13 protein-coding genes are annotated in these 25802 nt (G+C 35.8%); all 13 read left to right on the top strand.

The genetic code is table 11. The features are described from left to right. Positions 1-36: 36 nt before the first annotated feature. Positions 37-3168 carry a TonB-dependent receptor gene (locus CLU83_RS15470; protein ID WP_100432435.1) on the top strand — a complete coding sequence of 1044 codons (3132 nt, stop codon included), beginning with the start codon at positions 37-39 and terminating at the stop codon, positions 3166-3168. Between the two features lie 11 nt (positions 3169-3179). Beyond that, on the top strand, positions 3180-4754 hold the full coding sequence (locus CLU83_RS15465) for a RagB/SusD family nutrient uptake outer membrane protein (RefSeq protein ID WP_100432434.1): 1575 nt from the start codon (positions 3180-3182) through the stop codon (positions 4752-4754). A gap of 22 nt (positions 4755-4776) precedes the next feature. Continuing rightward, positions 4777-5649: a hypothetical protein gene (locus tag CLU83_RS15460; protein ID WP_198512304.1), complete on the top strand. Its 873-nt coding sequence runs from the start codon at positions 4777-4779 to the stop codon at positions 5647-5649. A 133-nt stretch (positions 5650-5782) separates the two neighbouring features. Beyond that, the gene (locus CLU83_RS15455; protein WP_100432433.1) at positions 5783-8269 is read left to right on the top strand and encodes a glycoside hydrolase family 2 TIM barrel-domain containing protein; all 2487 of its coding nucleotides are present in this window, start codon (positions 5783-5785) and stop codon (positions 8267-8269) included. Between the two features lie 31 nt (positions 8270-8300). Next, positions 8301-10700, top strand: coding sequence for an alpha-xylosidase (locus CLU83_RS15450; protein ID WP_100432432.1), 2400 nt, complete (start codon positions 8301-8303; stop codon positions 10698-10700). Positions 10701-10785: 85 nt separating this feature from the next. Then, positions 10786-12795 (top strand): glycoside hydrolase family 97 protein, encoded by a 2010-nt coding sequence (locus CLU83_RS15445; protein WP_100432431.1) that lies wholly within the window; start codon positions 10786-10788, stop codon positions 12793-12795. A gap of 172 nt (positions 12796-12967) precedes the next feature. Further along, positions 12968-15127: a glycoside hydrolase family 3 C-terminal domain-containing protein gene (locus CLU83_RS15440; protein ID WP_100432430.1), complete on the top strand. Its 2160-nt coding sequence runs from the start codon at positions 12968-12970 to the stop codon at positions 15125-15127. Positions 15128-15133: 6 nt separating this feature from the next. Next, positions 15134-16708: a glycoside hydrolase gene (locus CLU83_RS15435; protein WP_100432429.1), complete on the top strand. Its 1575-nt coding sequence runs from the start codon at positions 15134-15136 to the stop codon at positions 16706-16708. A 40-nt stretch (positions 16709-16748) separates the two neighbouring features. After that, on the top strand, positions 16749-18977 hold the full coding sequence (locus CLU83_RS15430) for a glycoside hydrolase family 3 C-terminal domain-containing protein (RefSeq protein ID WP_100432428.1): 2229 nt from the start codon (positions 16749-16751) through the stop codon (positions 18975-18977). A 35-nt stretch (positions 18978-19012) separates the two neighbouring features. Continuing rightward, a complete protein-coding gene (locus CLU83_RS15425; RefSeq protein WP_198512303.1) occupies positions 19013-20521 on the top strand; it encodes a cellulase family glycosylhydrolase in 1509 nt (502 codons plus the stop codon). Between the two features lie 254 nt (positions 20522-20775). Further along, positions 20776-22053: a glycoside hydrolase family 5 protein gene (locus tag CLU83_RS15420; protein ID WP_198512302.1), complete on the top strand. Its 1278-nt coding sequence runs from the start codon at positions 20776-20778 to the stop codon at positions 22051-22053. Between the two features lie 195 nt (positions 22054-22248). Continuing rightward, positions 22249-24198, top strand: coding sequence for a sialate O-acetylesterase (locus CLU83_RS15415; protein ID WP_100432427.1), 1950 nt, complete (start codon positions 22249-22251; stop codon positions 24196-24198). Between the two features lie 21 nt (positions 24199-24219). Further along, positions 24220-25719 carry a family 43 glycosylhydrolase gene (locus CLU83_RS15410; protein ID WP_232727139.1) on the top strand — a complete coding sequence of 500 codons (1500 nt, stop codon included), beginning with the start codon at positions 24220-24222 and terminating at the stop codon, positions 25717-25719. Positions 25720-25802: the final 83 nt, after the last annotated feature.

Here is a 25802-nt window from a genome sequence, read left to right as displayed (position 1 = left end):
AACACTAACAACAATTTAACCAAATTATTAATTATTATGAAAAGCAATTACTGTATTAAACCAACAATGCTCCAGTTTTGCATGGCGCTGTTGCTTACTGTATTTACGATGCAGTCTGGTTTTGCACAAGAGCAATCCAGAGCTGTAAGTGGAAATGTAAAATCGACAGGAGATGGCATGGCAATTCCTGGTGCTACTATTACAAATGATAGAACCAAAACAGCAACATCAACAGATTTTGATGGGAACTTTAAGGTAGAGGCAAAAACGGGAGACGTATTGACAATTAGTTTTATGGGATTTAAAAGCCAACATATAACTGTAGGAACCCAAAATACAATTAATGTTTCCTTGCAGACTGATGTGGCAGACCTTAAAGAAGTTGTAGTTATTGGGTATGGTTCAATGAAGAAAAAACTGGTAACAAATGCTGTTACTCAGGTTAGTGGAGATAATCTTGCCAAAACAAACACTACAAATGCGCTTCAGGCACTTCAAGGACAAGCGGCTGGGCTTAAGATTACTTCTACATCTGGACAACCAGGAGAAGGTTTAAATGTGGTGATTAGAGGTATAGGTTCAACAGCAGGAAGCAATCCGCTTTATGTTGTGGATGGAATCTTAACAGGCGACATCTCCTATTTAAACAATTCAGATATTGAATCTATTTCCGTTTTAAAAGATGCTGCTTCTGCTGCTATTTATGGTTCTCAAGCTTCAAATGGAGTTATTCTGGTAACTACTAAAAAAGGTAAAAGAGGGGCTGCGGGACAAATAACTTTTGATCAATACTACGGTGTACAATCAGTAGCTAGAAAAGCTGATTTATTAAATGCGACAGAATATGCTACTATCTTAAATGAGGCAGCCGTAAATTCAGGAAAAGCTCCATACTTCACAAATGCGCAAATTTCTACATTTGGTAAAGGAACAAATTGGATGGATGAAATGTTGGTTGATAATGTGGCAACTAAAAATTATTCCCTTGGTGCTTCTGGTGGTTCAGACACTTCTGTTTATTCTACCTCACTATCTTATTTACAACAAGGAGGAGTTGTAGGCGGTCCAGATTTATCAAACTACGAACGTTATAATTTTAGATTCAATTCAGAGCATAAATTATACAAAGATGTGGTTACTTTTGGTGAAAATTTAAGTTTTGCCTACATCAATAAAAACGGTATTGGAGTTGGAAATCAATATAACAACTCTTTAAGAAGTGCATTTCAGGTATCGCCATTTTTGCCAATGTATGATGCCAATGGTAATTATTATAATACTACCAATAATACAGAACCTTGGTTAGCAGGTCAGGCAAATCCTTATGCTGTGATGTATTACAATAATCAAAATGAAAGTAATAATCAGAAATTATTAGGGAATGTTTATTTACAAATTGAGCCTATAAAAAACTTAACATTCAAAACGACTTTAGGTCTTGATTATTATGCAGGTGAAGGACATTCTTATTCTCCTATATATCATTTGTCAACTTACGCAAATAATACCGTTGATAAAGTTAACCAGAGTATGAACAAAGGAAAAACTCTTACTTGGGATAACTTATTGACATACAAGTTTAATGTGGCTGGCAATAATCATTTTGAAACTATGGTTGGTACATCTTCTATCAATTATGATGGAACTTCAATTGGTGCGACCAATGCAGATGTAATTTTTAATGATTTAGGGCATGCTTGGTTAGACAATACGATTAATAAAGTTGGTGCTCAAATATCATTAAATGGTAGTAAGCAAGAAACTAAAAGAATGTCTTATTATGGAAGATTAAATTACGATTATAAAGAAACGTATTTGTTAAATGCAACTTTTAGAGTGGATGGATCTTCTGTTTTTTCTAAAGAGAATCAATGGGGTTATTTCCCATCAGTATCTGCAGGTTGGGTTGTATCAAATGAAGAATTCTTGAAAGATTCAAAAGCAATAAATTTTCTTAAATTAAGAGGAAGCTGGGGACAAGTTGGAAATCAGAATGCTAGAGCTTTCCAGTATTTATCAACGATAAAATCAAATACTACCAATTATATTTTTGGTAATACAGAAGGTACTCTTACGCCTGGAGCTTATCCTGACAGATTATCTAATCTGAATTTAAAATGGGAAACATCAGAGCAAATTGACCTTGGTTTCGATGCTAGATTTTTAGACAATGCACTGAGTGTTACTTTTGATGCTTACAAAAAAACAAACAAAGACTGGTTGATTTTAGCGCCGGGATTAGCAACCTATGGTGCTGATGCACCATATATTAATGGCGGTAATGTAGTTAACAAAGGATTAGAGTTATCATTACAATATCAAAATAAAATTGGTGACTTTAATTATAGCGTTAGTGCAAACGGGGCTTATAATAAAAATACTGTGGGTCAAATTCCTACCTCAGATGGACTTATTCACGGAATAACTAATGAACTTTATGCTAATGCGGGTGAATTTTACAGAGCAGAAAACGGACAGCCATTAGGTTATTTCTGGGGTTATAAAACAGGTGGCGTATTTCAAAATCAGGCTCAAATTGACAACTACAAATCAGCAGGTGGTGTAGTATTACAACCTAATGCAACTCCAGGAGATGTTATTTATATAAATACTAATGGAGATGATAAAATTGATGTTGCTGATAAAACAAAAATTGGTAATCCAAATCCTGACTTTACTTATGGATTCTCTTTATCTGCAAATTATAAAGCCTTTGATTTTTCATTGCAGACAAATGGCGTAGCAGGAAATCAAATTGTACAATCTTATAGAGATCAATCTGGTACTTATGGTAATTATAATTCTTCTATCTTAGGTCGTTGGCACGGAGAGGGTACTTCAAACACTACTCCAAAAGTAACAGAAGATAACAGAAACTTTTCACAGTTTTCAGATTTATATCTTCAGGACGGAGATTTCTTAAGAATCAGCACAGTTACATTAGGATACGATTTTGCAAAAATGAAACAACTTAAACCATTTTTTGCAAGCCAGTTCAGACTTTATTTTTCAGCATTAAATCTGTACACTTTTACGAAGTACAATGGTATGGATCCCGAAATTGGATTTGGTTCTTCAAATAATGATCAGAAATTTTCATCAGGTGTTGACGTAGGATACTACCCAAGACCAAGAACATTTATGATGGGGTTAAATATTAAACTTTAATAATTAAAACGATGAAAAATACTTATTTATATATTTTCTGTTTGAGTTTATTGTCTCTTGGCTCTTGCAGTTTAGAAACAGAACCTCTAACGCAGCTGACAGACACAAATTTTTATAAATCTACGGATGATGCCTATTCAGCATTAGTAGGTTGTTATGATGGATTACAAGTTGCAACAGGTGCTGGCGGTATTGGTATTCCAGTATTGAGCGAAGTGATGTCTGATGACTGTTTTGGAGGAACCGGTGCTTCAGATGGTTACGGTTTTGCGGCTCTAGACGAGTTCGATATTACCCGTTCTCCTGCAGATGTAGATTTGCTTAACAGTAACTGGATTGCTTATTATAAAGCTCTTTATCGTTGTAATATTTTCTTGTCTAAAATGGATCAGATTGACTGGAAAGGTGACACAACTCTAAGAAATACTTATGAATCTGAAACTAAATTTATCAGAGCTTATCTTTATTTCGAAATGGTACGTTTATGGGGTAATATCCCATTATTAACAGCACCGTCTTTTGAAAATATTCCACAGGCAAATTCTGACGATGTCTATAAAGTTATAGCAGAAGATTTAGTATTTGCTTCAAATAATTTGCCTGCAGTAGCGTACAGCTCTACAACTAGCGGACGTGTTACCAAATGGGCTGCAAAATCTTTATTAGGACGTGTTTATTTATATTACACAGGATATTATGGAAAAACTGATTTAGCAGGAGTTGTAACAAAAGCTCAGGCTTTAGGACATTTGGAAGATGTTATCGCAGGAAGTGGTCATGGTTTAGTTAATGATTTTTCTACTCTATGGCCGGCAGCATCAATTGATAAATATGCGGGAGAAAGTAATAAAGAATTTGTATATTCAATAAAGTATACATATACAAGTGATTATGCTGGAAATACTGATGGTAACGGCTGGATGATAATGTTCGGAATGAGGGAGTTTTCTTCTTACCCTTATGCTCATGGATGGGGAGTTACAGTAAACTCAAAACTATGGAATGCATACGATGCAAATGATACAAGACGAGTTGCAAGCATAATTGGAATCGCTGAAGAAAATATTCCATTTAACAAATTGAACAATCAAAGAGAGTATACAGGATATTATAATAAAAAATATTCTCCAATGATTGATAAAAATGGACTAGAACTTCCTATTAAAATGGGTAGTGCGTTCTGGGATATAAGTCAATTTCAAGATTATGTTGCAATAAGATATTCTGATGTATTATTAATGGCCGCTGAATTAGGAAGTGCAAATGCTCAGGCTTATTTTGATCAAGTTAGACAAAGAGCTTATAAAACTAGTTTTGTACCACTAGCAGTAAATAAGGAAAACATCATTAAAGAAAGAAATTTAGAATTTGCTCTTGAAGGTATTAGATATTGGGATTTATTACGTCAGGGTATTGGTACAGCTTCTTCAACTATTGCAGAAACGACTACTTTATTAAGTGGAGGTGTTCCAGTAACAAAAACAATTACTGTTGCTAAAATTCAGGCAACTAAAGGACTGCAGCAAATCCCTAATACACAAATCACATTGTCTGGCGGTGTTTTAAAGCAAAATGCAGGTTGGTAATTTTAACTAAAAATTAAAAAAAATGAAAAAGACTAAATTATTAATTACATCATTTTTGATGTTAGTGGTACTATTACTAGTACCATCTTGTTCGCCCGAATCCTATTCTTTGGATAGTACGATGGATAAATCGGATATAAAATTTGAAGTTACTCAGGATCTTGTAGCAAATCCAGGTGGAAATGTAATAAAACTAAAAAACTTAACTTCGGGCATTATTCCTTATTGGAGTTATACGGATAGCAAAGGCAATGCGTTAGGACATAGTAATTTGAATGAAACTAATATTTCACTGCCATTCTCAGGCACTTATAACATTAGTCTTACTGCCTTTGGACAAGGTGGTTCAGTAAGTTCGACAAAAACAGTAACCGTTGCGCAAAATGACACTAGTTTATTTAGTGATCCAAGATGGAATTTACTAACTAACGGAGTTAAAGGCAAAACATGGATTTTATACATGACCGCACCACTTGAGTTTATCGGGAAACCAGCATCTTATCAAAATATTGCCGTAAGCGGTCATGGCTGGTGGCCAAATTTATCTGATATTTCTTGGGCAGGTCTGGAAAATAAAGATTGGGGAGAAGTTACTTTTGATCTTAACGGAGGTTATAATGTTTCGGTAAAACAAACCGATTCAACGCTAGGAAGTACTGCACAGCAAACTAAAACAGGAACTTTCAATTTTAGCCTTACAACAGGTTCAACAAATGACAGACTTGGTTTTAATGGAGGAACAGAAATGTTACATCCAAGCGTACCGAGCTATTTTAGTTCCGCATTTAGTTTTACTAATGTTCAGATTGTAGAACTTACAGAAACAACTTTGGCTTTTATAGCTATTAGAGCAGACGGCGATAATTTGATTTACCATTTAGTAGTAAAACAATAATAGTTTAATTTATTTAAGTCTCAGCTTTTAAAACATTCATTGTTTTTTAAACTGAGACTTATTAATTGTTTTAAGTAGGGGGAGAAATTGTAATTTTATCTCTAACTTAATTTTCAAAAAAAGTATAATACAGATGAATAAAAGAAAATGTTTTAACAGCGGGTTATCATTATTGATGTTAGCAGGAATCATATTATTTGGTTCTTTCAACATAAAAGGAGAAGCTTTTTGCAATAGAAAAATTTCTTTCAATTCAGATTGGAGTTTTCATTTGAACGACAGTATAAAAGATAAAGATACTATTAACAGCTCTACAGTTTGGAGAACATTAAATTTGCCGCACGATTGGAGTATCGAAGGAAAGTTTGATGAAAAAAGCCCTGCGGGTTATGGTGGTGGCGCTCTTAACGGAGGCTTAGGATGGTACAAAAAGACATTTAAAATTGCTCTTGATAATAAAGAAAAAATTACATCAATAGTTTTTGATGGAGTTTATAGAAACAGCCAAGTCTGGTTAAATGGACATTATCTTGGTAAACGTCCAAATGGATATATTGGTTTTCACTACAACCTTTCTCCCTATCTGAATTATGGAGATAAAGACAATGAAATTATTGTTAAGGTTGACAATTCAAAACAGCCTAATTCACGTTGGTATTCCGGTTCAGGAATATTTAGGAATGTATGGTTGGAAACAACTGATAAATTACATGTTGATCAATGGGGAACTTATATTACTACCCCAAAAGTTACTGTCGACAAAGCTTCGGTAAATATTGAAGCTACGATTAAAAATCAAAATTCAGTTTCTAAAAATGCAATAGTAACTACTACTATTTTAAAAAAAGACACAAAAGTAACTTCGGTTACCCAAAATATAACTCTTGCAGCAAATGCAAGTCAAGTTCTCAATCAAGATGTCTTAGTTAATAATCCTGTTTTATGGTCTGATGAAAAACCGGAACAATACACTTCGGTTACAACAATTAGCATAGATAATAAGATAGTTGACGAATACAAAACCGATTTTGGAATTAGATATTTCAAATTTGATCTTAACAGAGGTTTTCTTTTAAACGGAAAACAAGTCAAAATCAAAGGGGTTTGTATGCACCATGATTTAGGCCCATTGGGTTCGGCAATTAATACAAGAGCCATCGAACGCCAGTTGGAAATTCTGAAAGAAATGGGTGTAAACGGAATTAGAACTTCTCATAATCCGCCAGCCCCAGAGCTTTTAGATCTTTGCGACAAAATGGGTTTCATCGTTATGGACGAAGCATTTGACATGTGGAAAAAAGCTAAAACCAAATACGATTACAGCCTTGACTGGGATCAATGGCATGTCAAAGATTTACAGGATCAAATCCTTAGAGACCGTAATCATACGAGCATATTTATGTGGAGTATCGGAAACGAAATTCCGGAACAATGGAGTGATGAAGGTCCAGTAATTGCCAATGAATTATCGGCAATCGTGAAAAAGCTGGATACCACGAGATTAGTAACTGCTGCAATGAATCCTGCCGTTAATATGAATATTGATGACGTAACGCTGCAATTTGAAAAATCTAAAACCTATTTCAATAAATTGGCAACTTCGGGAGCTTTGGATATTATAGGCTACAATTATGCGCATCAGACTTTTGAACACCATCAAAAAAACTTTCCTAATGTCCCTTTCATAGCGACCGAAACCACTTCGGCTCTGGAAACACGCGGTCATTACGATGCGGTTTCAGATCAGATTAAGAAATGGCCGGTAAGATGGGATCTTAAATTTACGGATGGAAATCTAGGTAATACAGTATCTGCTTACGATCAGGTGCAGGCGCCTTGGGGTTCAACCCACGAAGCGACTTGGAAAGTGATGAAAAAACACGATTTTCTTGCAGGAATGTATATCTGGACTGGATTCGATTATATTGGAGAACCAACTCCTTACGAATGGCCGTCTATTAGTTCGTATTTTGGAATTGTAGATTTAGCCGGTTTCCCAAAAGACGTTTACTATATGTACCAAAGTGAATGGACAAACAAAACGGTCTTACATATTTTTCCGCATTGGAATTGGACAGCAGGACAAAACGTAGATGTTTGGGCTTATTACAATAATGCTGATGAGGTAGAATTATTCTTAAACGGAAAATCAGTTGGCATTCAAAGCAAAAAAGGAGACGATTTGCATGTAATGTGGAGAATTCCTTTTCAGCCGGGAACTTTAAAAGCTATATCCCGTAAAAACGGAAAAACAGTTTTAGAATCCGAAATCAAAACAGCTGGAGCTCCAGCGACTTTTAAATTGTCAGCAGACAGAAGCACAATCAAAGCTGACGGAATTGATTTGTCTTTCGTAACTGTTGATATTACTGATGCCAAAGGAGTGCTTTCGCCAAATGCCAATAACGAAATTCAGTTTTCTTTGAAAGGAAATGGAAAAATCGTGGGAGTCTGCAGCGGAGATCCAGTAAGTCATGAATCGTATAAAGGTTCAAAACACACTGCGCTTAACGGAAAATGTTTAGTTGTTGTTCAATCTGGAACTAAAAGCGGTAAGATAGAATTAACAGCTCAAGCAAACGGACTAAAACAAAGGACAATTGTAATTATAGCAAAATAAATATTTAACTAAATAATCTAAAATAAACACAATGAAGAAAATACAGTTAGCTTCCTTATCGCTCTTTATGGGTTTTGGTTTGTTGCTTTCGCCAAAAGCTTCGGCACAAATTCAAAATGCGGATGTGTTAAACGCACCAATAGATATCAGCAAAGATTTTCAGAATTATTTGAACACCTTTTATTTTGCTGATGAGTTAGCTAGTTTTGATCCTGCAACAGGAAAAGGAACTATAAAATATTTGCGTTACAATTATCAAACACGTCAGGCTTTCAACAATATGATGATGAAGCCGGGTGTGGTTCCTGCCAATGAATTTCCAACAACGGAGTATGAAGTTTCTCCTGAATTGCCTTTTGAAATTCAGTTTGTATCGGATCGTTCCATTCGTATCAAAACTACTTCTGGACCACAATTTCGTCCACAAAAAGAATCTTTGATGTTGATTAACGGAGTTGCTCCGAATCACCCGGAATTATGGAAATCTTCTAAAATCGAAGGAGGATATAAATACACGAGCAAGCATGGTTCTATTGAAATTTTGTCAAAACCATGGCATGTGAAAATTTTTGATGAAAAAGGAAAATTACTAACGAGTACGCTTCATAATTCTGATTTCGCAAACGGATATACACCATCACTTCCGTTTTCGTTTGTGCGCAGAAACAGTGATTATTCTAGAAGTATGGGAGCTGCTTTCAGTTTAGAACCAGATGAAAAAATATTTGGTTGTGGTGAATCATTCACTCAATTTAACAAAAGAGGTCAAAAAGTAGTTTTATGGACTGATGATGCCAATGGTATTCAAAACGAAACCATGTACAAACCAGTTCCGTTTTATATGAGCAGCCGTGGTTATGGAGTTTTCATGCACCATTCAACACCTATTACAGTTGACTTTGGAAGATATTTTGGAAGTGCCAATGAAATGTACATTGGAGATGATGAAGCCGATTTGTTTTTCTTTATCGGAGAACCAAAAGAAATTTTGGATGAATATACCAATTTAACTGGAAAAGCAGCAATGCCTCCGCTTTGGTCATTTGGTTTCTGGATGAGCCGTATTACTTATTTTTCTGAAAAAGAAGGCCGTCAAGTAGCAAAAGATTTGCGTGCTTACAAAATCCCAACTGATGTAATTCACTTCGATACAGGCTGGTTTGATGTAGATTGGAGAAATAACTATGAGTTTGCAAAATCTCGTTTCCCTGATGCTCAAAAAATGATGTCAGATTTGAAAGACGACGGATATCACGTGTGTTTATGGCAATTGCCTTACTTCACTCCAAAAAATACATTGTTCAATGAAATCATGGACAAAAATTTGGCAGTAAGAGACCGCAAAGGAAATCTTCCTTATGAAGATGCTGTATTGGATTTCTCAAATCCTGAAACAGTAACTTGGTATCAGGCAAAGCTGAAAAGATTATTTGATCAGGGAGTTTCTGTTTTCAAAGTAGATTTTGGAGAAGCTGCACCGCCGGAAGGAATTTATCATTCAGGACGTACAGGTTTTTACGAGCATAATTTATACCCATTACGTTACAACAAAGCCGTTGCCGAAATTACTCAAAAAGAAAAAGGTTATACTTTAATCTGGGCCAGAAGCACTTGGGCAGGTAGTCAGCGTTACCCATTGCATTGGGGTGGTGATGCCGAAACAAGCAACGGAGCGATGTCAGCCGAACTAAGAGGCGGACTTTCATTAGGATTAAGCGGTTTTAGTTTCTGGAGTCATGATGTTGGAGGATTTGCAACTAAATCTCCAGAGAATTTATACAGAAGATGGGCTCCGTTCGGGATGTTTACTTCACACGTAAGAAGCCACGGTGAGCCTCCGCGCGAGCCTTGGCTGTACAGCAAAGATTTCTTGGAAGGATTTAGAAAAGCAGATAATATGCGTTACGAATTAATGCCATACATCTATGCTCAGGCTAAAGAAAGTTCTCTAAATGGATTGCCAATGATGCGTGCATTATTTTTGGAATATCCTAATGATCCAGGGGCTTGGTTAGTAGATAACGAGTATTTATTTGGTTCAAGTATTTTGGTGGCACCACTTTTTGAAGAAGTTACCGAAAGAGACGTTTATCTTCCAGAAGGAACTTGGATTGATTACCAAACCAAAAAAGTGTATAAAGGTGGATGGCATAAAATACAGGCAGGCGAAGTGCCAATTGTAGTTTTAGTAAAAGACGGAACAGCACTTCCTCATATTGGACTGGCTCAGTCTACCAAAGATATGGATTGGAGCAAATTGACTTTAAAAGTATATGCATCAGATGCTACAACAACGGCTACTGCCAAAGTTTTCTTGCCAGAAAGTGATGCCGTACAAACAATTACAGTTTCCAAAAAAGGAAATAATTTTGAAACAACATCAAATCCATTAACTGGAAAAACCACTTTCAAAACAGAGTGGGTAAAATAATTATTTGAGTTTTGTTTAGATTGAAAATCGGGGGTTAGGTTAGGTTTTCCCCCGATTTTAAAAAAATTACAATTAAAAAAATACCATGTTAAAAAAAATAATACTTCCAGCATTTTTAGCAGCACTGACAGTTGTTGGTACTGCACAGGCTCAAAAAAGCAAATCTTATGAACTGGCTTCTCCAGAAGGTCGAAACAAGATAAAATTCGAATTAGTAAATAATGCACCGAAATATGCTGTATCACACGGAAAAATCCAAGTGATTACACCATCGGATATGGGGTTTTTGCTAAAAAACAATGAGGATTTCAGTTCTAATTTCGAAATAACAAACGTAAAAAATTCGGCTTTTGATGAAACTTGGGAACAAATTTGGGGAGAAAAGAAAAACATTCGAAATCATTATAATCAGTTAGTGGTTCAATTGCAACAAAAAGACAAGAACAAACGTAAATTGGAAATTCAATTCCGTGCTTATGATGATGGAATTGCTTTTAGATATGTGTATCCAAAACAAGAGACAAAAGACAGCATCTTTATCATGGATGAAAAAACAACTTTCAACCTAAAAGAAGATGGAAAAGCATGGTGGATTCCGGCTAACAGAGAAAATCGTGATGAATATTTGTTTAAAGATGCGCCAGTAAGTACTCTTGACACTGTTTTGACACCGCTTACTATAGAAAGCAAAAGCGGACTGAAATTGAGTTTTCATGAAGCAAACCTAAAAGATTTTGCCAGTATGACTTTGGTAAATACTACCGGAACACAATTAAAATCTGATTTGGTGCCTTGGTCTGATGGTGTAAAAGTTCGTGTAAAGGATACGTTTACTTCTTCTTGGAGAACGCTTCAAATTGGAGAAAAATCAGGAGATTTGATTACTTCTTATTTAATTTTAAATCTAAATGATCCAAATAAATTAGGGAATGTAAATTACTTTAAACCATACAAATATTTCGGAATCTGGTGGGGAATGCACATTGGTAAATATTCATTTTGGGAAAGCCCAATTCAGGGAGCAACAACCAAACGTGCGGAAGAATATATGGATTTTACAGCTAGAGAAGGTTTTCATCATTTATTGATTGAAGGCTGGAACAAAGGTTGGACACCAGCTTGGTATGAAAACAAAATGCACATGTTCAGTTTTACAAAAAGTGCAGACAATTTTGATTTAGAAAAAGTAGTGGATTATGGAAATAAAAAAGGTGTTGCGCTAATTGGGTATCATGAAACAGGTTCAAACCTGATTAATTACTTAAAAGAAATCGACGATGCTTTTGCACTTTACAAAAAACTGGGAATGCACTCAGTTAAAATTGGTCACGTAGGTTCAAAATTGAATATGAAAGAATGGCACTTCGGACAATTTGGTGTGAATTATTTCAGATATGTGTTGGAAAAAGCAGCACAATATGATTTGGCAGTTTTGTACCATGAGTCGATAAAAGACACAGGAGAACGCCGTACTTTTCCAAACATGGTTTCAAGAGAAGCAGCAAGGGGACAAGAGTACAACGCTTGGAGCGAAGGAAATCCGCCAAATCACTTAACAATTATTCCTTTTACCAGACTGCTTTCAGGACCAATGGATTTCACTCCGGGGATTTTTGATGTTGAGGTAAAACAAGGTTACCCAGGAAAAAGAGTTCACGGAACAACGGCGCAGCAATTGGCATTGTATGTAACCATTTATGCTCCAATTCAAATGATGGCCGACCTTCCAGAAAATTACGAAGGAAAACCAGCTTTGCAATTCTTGAAAGACGTTCCAACTGATTGGGAAGATACAAAAGTATTAGAAGGAAAAATTGGTGAATACATCACTACAGCTCGTAAAGACAGAAATAGTGCTGATTGGTTTTTAGGAACTATTACTAATGAAAAAGCTCGTGATGTAGAAGTTTCATTGTCATTCTTAGATAAAAATGCAACTTACGAAGCTCAGATTTATACTGATGCCGAAGGTACGGATGAAACACACAATCCATCAGCTGTAGCGATTTCTAAGAAAACCGTTAAAGCTTCGGATGTATTGAAATTGCATTTAGGCGGAGCTGGAGGAACAGCGATCAGATTTAAAAAATTATAATTTCAGAAACCTAACAGGTTTTTAAAACCTGTTAGGTTTAATATTTATTGTCGGATTAAAAATTATTTGATATTGTTTGCGGTAAGACGTATGTAGAGACACACGTTGAATTGTAGAGATGCACTGCAATGCATCTCTACGGCAATACATTTACCGCATCACAATTAAAAAAATGAAAAAACACACCCTATATATAATTCTTCTATTGTTCATTGTACCAGTTTTGGCGCAAAAAAAACAGCAATATCCTTTTCAGAATCCCAATTTGGAAACCGAAAAAAGGATTGATAATCTGTTGTCATTAATGACTCTTGAAGAAAAAGTAGCGGTATTAAGTACTAATCCTTCCGTTCCCAGATTGGGAGTAGTCGGAACGGGTCATGTCGAAGGATTACACGGATTAGCACTTGGCGGTCCAGGCGAATGGGGAGGAAAAGGAAAAGAACCCTTAACCACAACCATTTTTCCGCAAGCTTATGGTTTAGGAGAAACTTGGGATATAGATTTAATTCAAAAAGTAGCTCATGTTGAAGGCTATGAAGCACGTTTTGCTTTTCAAAAATACCATCGTGGAGGCTTGGTAATCCGAGCTCCAAATGCAGATATTGCCAGAGATCCGCGCTGGGGACGTACCGAAGAGAGTTATGGAGAAGATGCTTTTTTTAACGGAACAATGACCGTAGCTTTTGTAAAAGGGCTTCAAGGAAATAATCCAAAATATTGGCAGTCGGCTTCATTGATGAAACACTTCTTGGCGAACAGCAATGAGGACGGAAGAACCTACACATCATCCGATTTTGATGAACGGCTTTGGAGAGAATATTATTCCGTTCCTTTTAGAATGGGAGTTGTCGAGGGTGGTTCGCGTGCTTATATGGCTTCTTACAATAAAGTAAACGGAATTCCAGCCATGGTGCACCCAATGCTGAAAGAGATTACTCAAAAAGAATGGGGACAATACGGAATTATCTGTACTGACGGAGGCGCTTTCAAGTTGTTGCTCTCAGATCATAAATATTATGCCGATCAATATTTGGGTGCCGTTGCGGCTGTAAAAGCTGGAATTAATCAGTTTTTAGACGATTATAAAGAAGGTATAAACGGAGCAGTTGCCAAAGGATATTTAACAGAGAAAGATATTGATGCAGAAATCAGAGGTAATTTTCGAGTAATGATAAAATTAGGAATGCTCGATGCTCCCGATGAAAATCCGTATGCAAAAATTGGCATTGGTAAAGACACAATAGATCCTTGGAAAACGGAGGGACATAAAAAAATCGCTTTAGAAGCAACTCAAAAATCAATTGTACTGCTTAAAAATGATTCCAAATTTTTGCCTTTACAAAAAGAAAAAATAAAAACGCTCGCCATAATTGGAACTCGTGCGGATCAGGTGCTTTTAGATTGGTATAGCGGAACACCTCCTTATGTGGTAACGCCTTTGCAGGGAATCAAAAATAAATTAGGCACCAACGTCGAGATTTTATATGCCAAAAATAACGCCGACGGTAAAGCAGCAGCAATTGCTAAAAAAGCAGATGTAGTTATTGTTATAGTAGGAAATCATCCAGTTTGCAATGCCGGTTGGAACGATTGCCCAGTTCCGAGTGAAGGAAAAGAATCGGTTGACCGCCAGTCATTGACATTGGAACAGGAAGATTTAATTAAGATTGCTTATCAGGCGAATCCTAAAACGGTTGTTGCCTTAATCAGCAGTTTTCCTTATGCCATCAATTGGACACAAGAACACATTCCGGCTATTGTGCACATGGCACAAAACAGTCAGGAATTAGGAACAGCACTTGCCGATGTTTTGTTTGGCTATTACAATCCAGCGGGGCGTTTAACGCAGACATGGGTGAAAGATATTACTGATTTGCCTGATTTATTAGATTATAATATTCGCAACGGAAGAACTTATCAGTATTTTAAAGGGAAACCTTTATATGCTTTTGGCTACGGATTGAGCTACACGACTTTTAAGTACAATTCTATTAAAACCAATTCAGAAACCATTACCAATAACGGCGAATTAAAAGTTACGGTTTCAATCACAAATTCAGGGAATAGAGAAGGCGACGAAGTGGTTCAGTTGTATGCAAAACATTTGGATTCAAAAGTAGATCGTCCTGAAAAAGAGCTGAAGGCGTTTCAAAGAGTTTTTTTCAAAGCGGGAGAAACGAAAGACGTTTTATTAACTGTTAGAGCCAAAGATTTACAATATTGGAATGTTGCAAAACAACAATTTGAATTGGAAAATAATACAATTGAATTGCAGATAGGATCAGCTTCGGATGCAATTTATTTAAGCAAAAAAATAAATGTAAAATAATAATATATGAGGAAAAATTTATTGATACTGATTGTTTTATGCTGTCTAAACCATGTTTCAATGTTTGGGCAAGTTGCCAATAACAGAATTATAAAAGTAAATTATAATGATGTTAATGGGAAAATGAATACCATGTTCAAAGAATGTATTGGTGCCGGTCGTGCCAATGAAGGATTGCGTGCCGATTGGCAGCAGCAACTGGCTTTGGTCAAAAAAGAATGCGATTTCAAATACATCCGTATGCATGGTTTATTGACCGATGATATGGCAGTTTATCGCGAAGACAGTAAAGGAAATCCAGAATACAACTACCAGTACATTGATGCACTGTATGATTTTCTTTTAAGTATTAAGATAAAACCATTTGTAGAATTAGGGTTTATGCCTAATGCTTTAGCGAGTGGAAGTGCAACAATTTTTTGGTGGAAAGGAAATGTCACGCCTCCAAAAGACTATAATAAATGGGGAGATCTAATTAAAAATTTAACGCAGCATTTTACAGAACGCTACGGAGCTGAAGAAGTAAAAACCTGGTATTTTGAAGTTTGGAATGAACCTAACCTGACACCCGGTTTTTGGACTGGTAAACAAGCCGAATATTTTAAATTATATGAATTTGCGGCAAAAGCTATCAAAAGCGTAAATCCAACTTATAAAGTAGGTGGTCCTGCAACTGCTGGTGCTGGCTGGGTTCCGGAAACAATTGATTTTTGCACTAAAAACAATGTGCCAATAGATTTTATTTCGACACATACGTATGGTGTAAATCAAGGATATTTAGATGAATATGGTTCTACAGGTACGGTTTTAAGTAAAGATGAATCAAGTATTAGTGGTGATGTTATCAATTCTAGAAAACAAATCACAAATTCAGCTAAGCCAAACCTCGAATTGCATTATACAGAATGGAGTTCTTCTTACACTCCTGCAGACGCAATTCATGACAGTTACCATTCGGCTGCTTATATCCTTCAAAAACTAAAGCAGGTAGGGAATACTCCAAACTCAATGTCCTATTGGGTTTTTACGGATATTTTCGAAGAGCCGGGACCTAGATTCACTCCTTTTCATGGAGGATTTGGTTTATTGAACACGCAAGGAATCAAAAAACCAGCTTATTTCTCTTATTATCTAATGAATAAATTGGGTGAAATCGAACTAAAAAATACGGACACTTCATCATGGGCAACTAAAAATGCTAAAGGTGATGTGCAGCTTTTATTTTGGAATTCTACCTACACATTACCTGAAAAGGATGTCAATAATCAAGCGTATTACATAAAGGATTTACCATCAAAATCAAAAGGCGAGGTAAAAATTGAAGTGGAAGGTCTGCAGAAAGGAAAATACAATCTGGAGATTTATAAAGTGGGTTATAAAGTTAATGACGCTTATGCTGATTATTTAGCGATGGGCAAACCAAGTCAGCTAACTCTTGAACAAGAAAAATCAATCAAGAAAAATAACAATGGCGAACCAATAGCAATTGAGAAAATAAGCATTGACGGCACAGGAAAGTATAGCAGAAGTTACAAGATAAATGAGAATGATGTTGTCTTTTTTAATTTTATAAAGCAATAGTTGCTAATAACCAATCAATAATTATAATAATAGTAGGATAATGAAAAATACAATCAAATATGTTGCAATGGCTGTGTCTATAATAGCATTTGCAGACTGTAATGCACAAACAACAAAATCAAAAAAACAACAAAACGTGTATGTTGGTAAAGAGATTACAAACGAGAATGATGATGCTATAGAGAAGTTAATTTCGCAATTGACCCTTGAGGAAAAAATAGGAATGCTACACGGTAACAGTATGTTTACTTCGGGCGGTGTGAAACGTTTAGGTATTCCAGAATTAAAAATGGCAGACGGGCCACTTGGTGTTCGCGAAGAAATTTCTCGTGATAATTGGTCTCCTGCTGGATTAACTAATGATTTTGCAACTTACTATCCTGCGGGCGGAGCATTATCAGCTACTTGGAATGCAGAAATGGGCTATACTTTTGGGAATAGCTTAGGACAAGAAATGCGTGCCAGAGATAAAGACATGCTGCTTTCGCCAGCTATTAATATTGTAAGAACTCCGCTTGGAGGGAGAACGTATGAATACATGAGCGAGGATCCATTTTTGAACAAAAAAATTGCTGTGCCTTTAATTGTTGGTCTGCAGGATAATGATGTAATGGCTTGCGTAAAACATTTCGCTGCCAATAATCAAGAAACGAATCGTGATTTTGTTGATGTGCAAATTGATGAGCGTGCACTTCGTGAAATTTATTTACCAGCTTTCGAAGCATCTGTTAAAGAGGCAAAAGCATATAGTATCATGGGAGCTTACAACAAATTCAGAGGTGAATATTTATGTGAGAATGATTATATGCTAAATAAAATTTTACGCGACGAATGGAATTTTAAAGGTATTGTAGTGTCTGATTGGGCTGCGGTTCATTCTACTGTAAAATCTTTAGAGAACGGATTAGATGTTGAAATGGGAACTCCAAAAAAATTCAGCGAATTTTTCTTAGCCGATAAATTACGTGCTGCTGCCAAAAATGGGGAAGTTTCTGAAAAAGAAATTGATAAGCATGTGAGACGTATTTTGCATACTTTATACCAAGTAAAAGCGATGGGCGGTAAAAAACGCGCTATTGGAAGCATCGCTACCGAAGCACATTATCAAGATGCTTACAAAATTGCTTCAGAAGCGATAGTATTATTGAAAAATGAAAATAATGCATTGCCTTTAAAATTAGACGGCGTAAAATCAATTGCAGTTATTGGTAATAATGCAACAAAGAAAAATGCTTTGGGCGGATTTGGAGCTGGTGTAAAAACCAAAAGAGAGATTACTCCATTAGATGGTTTGAAAAACAGACTGCCGGCTTCTATCAAAATTAATTATGCTGAAGGGTATTTAGAGCGTTATGAAGAAAAAAACAAAGGAAACTTAGGGAATATAACTTCTACAGGACCGGTTACTATAGATCAATTAGATCCAGCTAAACTGCAGGAAGCTATTGAAGCTGCTAAAAATTCAGATGTTGCTATTGTTTTTGCAGGTTCAAACCGTGATTACGAAACAGAATCTTCAGATCGCAGAACACTAAATTTACCATTTGCTCAAGAAGAATTGATTAAAAAAGTGTTGGAAGTGAATCCAAGAACAATTGTGGTATTGATTGCTGGAGCTCCTTTCGAAATTGATGATTTAAGCAAAAAAACAAATGCTTTAGTTTGGAGCTGGTTCAATGGATCTGAGGGAGGAAATGCTTTAGCAGATGTTTTACTGGGGAAAACAAATCCTTCTGGAAAATTGCCTTGGACAATGCCTAAAAAATTAATGGATTCTCCTGCTCATGCAACCAATAGTTTCCCTGGAGATAAAGCAGTTGAGTATAAAGAAGGAATTTTGGTAGGTTACAGATGGTTTGATACTAAAAACATTGCTCCTTTATATCCTTTTGGATACGGATTATCATACACGACTTTTGCTTTCAGTGATGCTAAAGCAGATAAAGCTTCGTACGGAGTTGGTGAAACAATCATAGTTTCAGTAACCGTTAAAAATACTGGAAAAGCAGACGGTAAAGAAGTAGTGCAATTGTATACTGCTAAATCAGATTCAAAAATCGAACGCGCAGCTCAAGAATTAAAAGGATTCCAAAAAGTACTCGTTGGTGCTGGAAAAGCTGCAACAATAACGATTCAAGTTCCTGTAAAAGAATTGGCATATTACAATGTTGAAACCAAAAGTTGGACTGTTGAGCCAGGTAAATACACTTTGAATATTGGAAATTCTTCCCGCGATATTAAACACAAAATTGATGTTATAATAAAATAATATTTGCTAATAACCAACCTAAAATCAATAATATTATGAATAACAAGATTAAAAAACATGGATTTATTTTTTCTCTATGCTTTGTTTTTTTATGTGTTGTGGCATGCAGCTCAGATAATGGTACTCCAGAGGAAGTAAAAACAGAAACAAAAACACTTACAGCAGATGTTTCTAAGATAGATTTTGAAGCTAAAGGAAGTGCTGCCAGTGTTACCGTTACAACTGATGCTAAGACATGGACTATTTCTTCAAATGCCACTTGGATTCAATTGAGCAAAAATTCAGGAATAAAAGGAACTGGTTTAGTAGCAATTACGGCTTTAGAAAACACAACTACTGTCACAAGAACAGCTACAGTTACTATAAGTTCCAGCGAAACTGCATCTGTACAAATTACAGTTTCACAAGTTGGAGGTGTCGTTGTTACGGGTTTATACCCGAGCTATAATACCAATCCGATTGCAGATGATGCGACAGGAATGGGAAGTACGGCTGCGCAACTGGCTGCCAAAATAAAATTGGGCTGGAATATTGGTAATACATTGGAAGCAAGTGGAAGTGAAACAGCTTGGGGAAATCCTAAAGTTACTAAAGCATTGATTGATTTGGTTAAGGCAAATGGTTTTAATGCTATTAGAATACCTTGTTCTTGGAATCAGTATGCAAATGCTACAACAGCTCAAATTAATGCAACATGGTTAGCCAGAGTAAAAGAGGTAGTGCAATATTGCGTTGACAATGATATGTATGTAATTGTAAACATTCACTGGGACGGCGGATGGTTAGAAAATAATTGCACCGATGCTAAAAAAGAGGCTAACAATGCCAAACAAAAAGCGTTTTGGGAACAAATAGCAACACAATTACGTGGTTTTGATGAACATTTACTTTTTGCAAGTGCGAATGAACCAAACGTTGCCGATGCAGCTCAAATGGCAGTTTTGAATTCTTATCATCAAACATTTATAGACGCTGTTCGGTCTACGGGAGGTAAAAATGCATATCGTAATTTAATCGTTCAAGGACCATCAACAGATATTGAGAAAACAAATTTACTAATGACTACTTTACCTACAGATAAAGTACCTAATAGAATGATGGCTGAAGTTCACTTTTATCCTTATCAATTTTGTTTGATGGACAAAGATGCTGATTGGGGTAAAATGTTTTACTATTGGGGAGCAGGAAATCATTCGACTACTGATACTGCACGAAATCCAACTTGGGGAGAAGAAGCTGATGTAGATAAATTTTTTCTGTCAATGAAAACAAAATTTGTTGACAAAGGGATTCCTGTTATTTTAGGAGAATTTGGAGCAATAAGACGTTCAAATTTAACAGGTGATGCATTAACGCTGCATTTAAAATCAAGAGCTGATTTTTACAAATATGTTGTAAAACAAGCTAAAGCTAATGGTATAATTCCATTTTATTGGGATGCTGGCGGAGATTTTGGCGTAAATACAATGTCTTTGTTTAATAGAACCAATAATACAATTTATGATTCACAAGCCTTGACTGCATTGCAAGACGGATTGAAATAATATAATTCGCAATCTGCATAGTATTTTAATATAGATTGAGTTTTAAATTGATACTTTCTTTGATTGAAATTTTTAAAAGTAGAACCACATATTTTAAATTATTTATAATCATTCAGCCTGCTATTTGTTATGTTAAATTTGGTTTGTAGTTTCGAGAGCGTCCATTTTTGTCAAAGTGATCAAGTCCAAAGAATGGAGAACTGAATATTTTAATTATTTTATTAACCAATCATTTTAACCAAAAACTATTTATTTTGAAAAAACCATTTAGAAATTACAAAATTTTCGCTATTCTATGTTTGGCTTCATTTGGAAATATTGCTTGTAGCAGCGATTCTCCTATTGATGTGAATAGTATTCAGCAAGCCACAACAGAACAAGTGGTTGTGGTCAAAAAGACCAGTTTGACAGCAAGATTATTTCCCAGTTATAACACCAATCCATTGCCGGCTGATCCCGCAGGTATGGGAAGTGATGCCAAAACTATTGCGTCCAAAATTAAAATAGGTTGGAATATTGGTAACACTTTGGAAGCCACCGGAAGTGAAACCGGCTGGGGAAATCCAAAAGTGACTAAAGCGTTAATAGATTTAGTAAAAGCTAAAGGCTTTAATGCTGTACGTATTCCATGTTCATGGAATCAATATTTAGCTAATTCTACTACTGCACAAATAAAAGCAGACTGGCTTAGCAGGGTTAAAGAAGTAGTAAAATACTGTAATGATAATGGAATGTATTGTATTGTAAATGTTCATTGGGACGGCGGATGGCTGGAAAACAATGTTACAGTAGCAAAACAAGCTGAAAACAATGAAAAACAAAAAGCATTTTGGGAGCAAATAGCTACCAGTCTTAGAGATTTTAACGGACTGTTACTTTTTGCTAGTGCCAATGAGCCTAATGTTGACAATGCAGAACAAATGGCTGTACTTAAATCGTACCACCAGACATTTATTGATGCAGTTCGCTCAACAGGAGGTAAAAATGCCTACAGAACATTAATAATTCAAGGACCGAGAACTGATATTACTAAAACAAACCAATTGATGACTTCTTTGCCTACTGATAAATTAGCGGGTCGTATGATGGTAGAAGTACATTATTATGCACCTTGGCAATTTTGCGGTTTGACTCAGGATGAAAGTTGGGGCAAAATGTTTTATTATTGGGGAAATGGATTTAAATCTACAACAGATACCGGAAGAAATGCTACCTGGGGTGAAGAGGCTGGAGTATCAGCTGATTTTAAATTGATGAAAACTCAGTTTGTTGATAAAGGAATTCCTGTAATTTTAGGAGAATTTGGCGCAATGAGGCGTTCTTCATTAACAGGAGATAATCTGACTAAACATTTAGCATCACGTGCTTATTATTTAAAATATGTGGTACAACAAGCTAAAGCTAATGGGTTGGTGCCTTTTTATTGGGATGAAGGTAGTATGACTAATAATGGTTTTGGAATTTTTAACAGAAGCAATAATACAGTTTTTGATACTCAGGCTCTTACAGCTTTGATAAGTGGTTTAAACTAACATCTGTTCTAACAAACAGAGATTAAAAAATTGGATAAAGTCAATTCGTTAAGCCAGATTTAGTATAAATTTGTAATCTTGCCGAAAGTAAGAAAGTCCTATTTTTTATATAATAAATTTAATCAGCAAAAATATATCTTACAATTAATGTTCTTTAATTGTAAGATATATTGCTATTCATAACAATTTTTTAAAATGAAAAAACAAATATTAATTTTCATTGTATTTTTTTCTTTTTTGGCAAATGCCAATGTCCGAATGCCTCTATTGTTTTCTGATGGAATGGTTTTGCAGCGCAACAAAATAATTCCTATTTGGGGTTGGGCTGACGCCAATGAAAAAGTCGAAGTTCACTTTAATAAACAAACCAAAACCATCACAGCCGATAAAAACGGGAAATGGATGATTGGTTTAAATGCCGAAAAAGCCGGAGGCCCTTTTGAATTGACGATAACGGGAAACAACAAAATTGTCATTAAAGATGTTTTAGTTGGCGAAGTTTGGATTTGCTCGGGGCAATCGAACATGGAGTTTCAGGTGTATAAAACAATGAATTCCGAAAAAGAAATCAACGATTCTAATTATCCAATGATTCGTCATTTTGGAGTAGCCCAGGATTTAAGCGGTACTCCAAAAGAAGATTTAAAAGCTGGAAAATGGGAAGTTAGCAACAAAGAAACTGTTGGGAATTTTACTGCCATTGGCTATTTTTTTGCTAAAAAATTATATGCCGAATTAAAGATTCCTATCGGGATTATCAATACTTCTTGGGGCGGAACCAATGTAGAAACTTGGACTAGTCGTGAAGGATTTCAAAAAAGCGATGAATTCAAGGATATGATTGCCAATGTACCTTCGGTAAATATGGATGCGATTTTTGAAACATACAAAAAATCACTTTTAGAGAACATACAAAAAATACAGGGTTTTGAAGTTACTATGGCCAATGAAAATCAATTTAAGGAAATGGATTTTAAGGATGCCAATTGGCCTGAAATAAAAGTGCCTTCCCTTTGGGAAAATCAACAAATTGGAAATATTGATGGGATAGTGTGGATGCGAAAAACCATTGTTTTGTCTGCTGAACAAGCCAAAAAAGAAGCCGTTTTGTATTTGTCTAAAGTTGATGATGAAGACCAGACGTATGTTAACGGGGTACAAGTTGGAACCAATAATATTTGGGAAACAAAAAGAGTTTACAAAATTCCGGCTGGTGTTTTAAAAGAAGGAACAAATGTAATTGCTGTTAAAATTACAGATTATTCCGGAGGAGGAGGTATTTATGGAGATCCTGCCGATTTGAAAATTGATTTTAAGGATTCAGTTGTCGCACTTGATGGACTATGGAAATTTAATGTCGTACAAGTAAAAGTTTCAGTTTCTCCAAACAGCTATCCCTCGCTATTATATAACGCAATGGTAAATCCGTTGATTCCGTATGCTTTTGAAGGCGTTTTGTGGTATCAGGGTGAAGCCAATGTTTGGAGAGCCAATCAATACAAGAAAGCATTTCGTTTAATGATTACCGATTGGAGAACCAAATGGAATCAAGGTAATTTTCCTTTTTACTTTGTACAATTGTCAACCTTTGATGAATTTGGCGGAAACAGTACAAAAGGAAGCCGTTGGGCCGAACTTCGCGAAGCACAAACCGAAACGCTGAAAGTACCAAACACTGGAATGGCAGTAAGCACGGATATTGGAAATGCAAAAGATATTCACCCAACTAACAAGCAAGATGTCGCAAAACGTTTAGCATCTATTGCCTTGAATGATGTGTATGGTAAAAAACAAGTTTGCAGTGGTCCAATGTACAAAGCAATGGAAATTAAAGGAAACCAAATTATAGTAATCTTTGCTTCTATTGGCAGCGGGTTGTCAACAACTGATCCAAATGGAAACTTAAAAGGTTTTGAAATTGCTGGTGCAGATAAAGTTTTTTATCCAGCCAAGGCTTCAATCAAAGACAATAAAGTAATTCTTTTTAGCGAAAGCGTGCCAAATCCAGTTGCCGTTCATTATGGATGGGCAGACGACGATACAGAAATAAATCTTTTCAATAAAGAAAATTTCCCTGCGTCTCCTTTTAGAACTGATAATTGGGAAATGATTACTGCAAACGAGAAATATAGTGTTAGCAAATAATAGTAACCAGTAAAAAGCAAGATGAAAAAGTTAATTTTATTAGTTACATTTTTTATGTCGTTTGTCAGCAATGCACAGCAACAAAAAAAAGATCAAAACACTCAATCTTACAGCAATCCAATCTTTGCAGGAGACTATCCAGATCCTTCAATAATTAGGGATGGCGAGGATTACTATATTGTTCATTCCTCGTTCAATTATTATCCTGGGTTGTTAATTTGGACTTCTAAGGATTTAATTAATTGGAAACCTGTTACCCATGCATTAAAGAAAAGTGTAGGTTCGGTGTGGGCACCTGATTTAGTTAAATACAATAACAAATTTTACATCTATTTTCCAGCTAATAACACTAATTATGTGGTTTGGGCAGATACTATAAATGGGTCATGGAGTGATCCTGTTGATCTGAAGATAGGAAGTATAGATCCAGGACATTTTGCAGATGATAAGGACAATCGTTTTCTTTATTTCAGCGATGGAAGTTATGTGCCTCTTTCCAAAGACGGACTTTCGGTATCAGGAAAAGCAACACATGCTTATGATGGTTGGAAAATACCAAGAGACTGGTCGATTGAATGTTTTTGCTTGGAAGGGCCAAAAGTGATAAAAAAAGGACAATATTATTATCTTACGGTTGCCGAAGGCGGAACAGCGGGGCCAGCGACAAGCCACATGGTAATTTCAGCCCGATCAAAATCTCCTTTCGGACCTTGGGAAAACTCCCCTAATAATCCTATCATTAGAACAAATGCCAGCTCCGAAAAATGGTGGTCAAAAGGTCATGCATCCATCATTGACGATGCGAAAGGAAATTGGTGGATGGTTTTTCACGGCTATGAAAAGGACAATTACAATATGGGACGCCAGACACTTTTACAGCCTATTGAATGGACTGCCGATGGCTGGTTTAAAATGAAAGAAGGTGTTAAAACCGACGATTTAATCCAAAAACCTGCTGGACAATTTGTAAAAAGCAATTTCACACTTTCGGATACTTTTGCAGCTACGGAACTGCAGCCTCAATGGCAGTTTTATAATCAATATGAAGCTGACAGGATTCAATTTTCTAAAAATGGATTAAAAATAAACGGAAAAGGAAGTAATATTGGTGAAAGTTCTCCATTATTATGTACTCCTCCCGATCATTCTTATTCTGCTGAAGTTGAAGTAGAAATCGAAGGAAATGCATCTGCAGGGCTTATTTTGTTTTATGACACCAAAATTTATACAGGTATTGCAGCTGATAAAGAAAATATTTCTGCTATCCTTAGATCGTGGCAGTTTCCAACTCAAAAAGGAGTAAATAAAAACCATTTATTTCTTCGTTTAGAAAAGAAAGAGCAAATCGTTAATATGTTTTACAGTATTAACGGCAAAGATTGGTTAAAAATTGAAAATTCTGCAGAGGTATCATCATTCAATCATAATGTATTGGGTGGTTTTATGAGTTTAAAACTCGGTCTTTCTGCTGTTGGGGAAGGCTCTGTAACGTTCAAGAATTTTGTTTATAGTCCAAAATAAATAATAACTTTGGGCGTGACCGCATTTACAAAAGGCGCTATTCAACAAGCCGCATATTGCGCGCCTTTTGTAAATGCGGTCGG

The organism is Flavobacterium sp. 1 (genome assembly GCF_002797935.1).
Taxonomy (GTDB): domain Bacteria; phylum Bacteroidota; class Bacteroidia; order Flavobacteriales; family Flavobacteriaceae; genus Flavobacterium.
Note: the sequence above shows the minus strand (reverse complement) of the source record. Positions and strands in the feature narration are given on the sequence as shown.

Excerpts from the sequence above, each read along its gene's own strand:
- CLU83_RS15445 (WP_100432431.1), top strand. The coding sequence starts at position 10,786 with ATGTTAAAAAAAATAATACTTCCAGCATTTTTAGCAGCACTGACAGTT.
- CLU83_RS15460 (WP_198512304.1), top strand. The coding sequence starts at position 4,777 with ATGAAAAAGACTAAATTATTAATTACATCATTTTTGATGTTAGTGGTA.
- CLU83_RS15470 (WP_100432435.1), top strand. The coding sequence starts at position 37 with ATGAAAAGCAATTACTGTATTAAACCAACAATGCTCCAGTTTTGCATG.
- CLU83_RS15410 (WP_232727139.1), top strand. The coding sequence starts at position 24,220 with ATGAAAAAGTTAATTTTATTAGTTACATTTTTTATGTCGTTTGTCAGC.
- CLU83_RS15450 (WP_100432432.1), top strand. The coding sequence starts at position 8,301 with ATGAAGAAAATACAGTTAGCTTCCTTATCGCTCTTTATGGGTTTTGGT.
- CLU83_RS15425 (WP_198512303.1), top strand. The coding sequence starts at position 19,013 with ATGAATAACAAGATTAAAAAACATGGATTTATTTTTTCTCTATGCTTT.
- CLU83_RS15465 (WP_100432434.1), top strand. The coding sequence starts at position 3,180 with ATGAAAAATACTTATTTATATATTTTCTGTTTGAGTTTATTGTCTCTT.
- CLU83_RS15455 (WP_100432433.1), top strand. The coding sequence starts at position 5,783 with ATGAATAAAAGAAAATGTTTTAACAGCGGGTTATCATTATTGATGTTA.
- CLU83_RS15440 (WP_100432430.1), top strand. The coding sequence starts at position 12,968 with ATGAAAAAACACACCCTATATATAATTCTTCTATTGTTCATTGTACCA.
- CLU83_RS15415 (WP_100432427.1), top strand. The coding sequence starts at position 22,249 with ATGAAAAAACAAATATTAATTTTCATTGTATTTTTTTCTTTTTTGGCA.
- CLU83_RS15430 (WP_100432428.1), top strand. The coding sequence starts at position 16,749 with ATGAAAAATACAATCAAATATGTTGCAATGGCTGTGTCTATAATAGCA.
- CLU83_RS15435 (WP_100432429.1), top strand. The coding sequence starts at position 15,134 with ATGAGGAAAAATTTATTGATACTGATTGTTTTATGCTGTCTAAACCAT.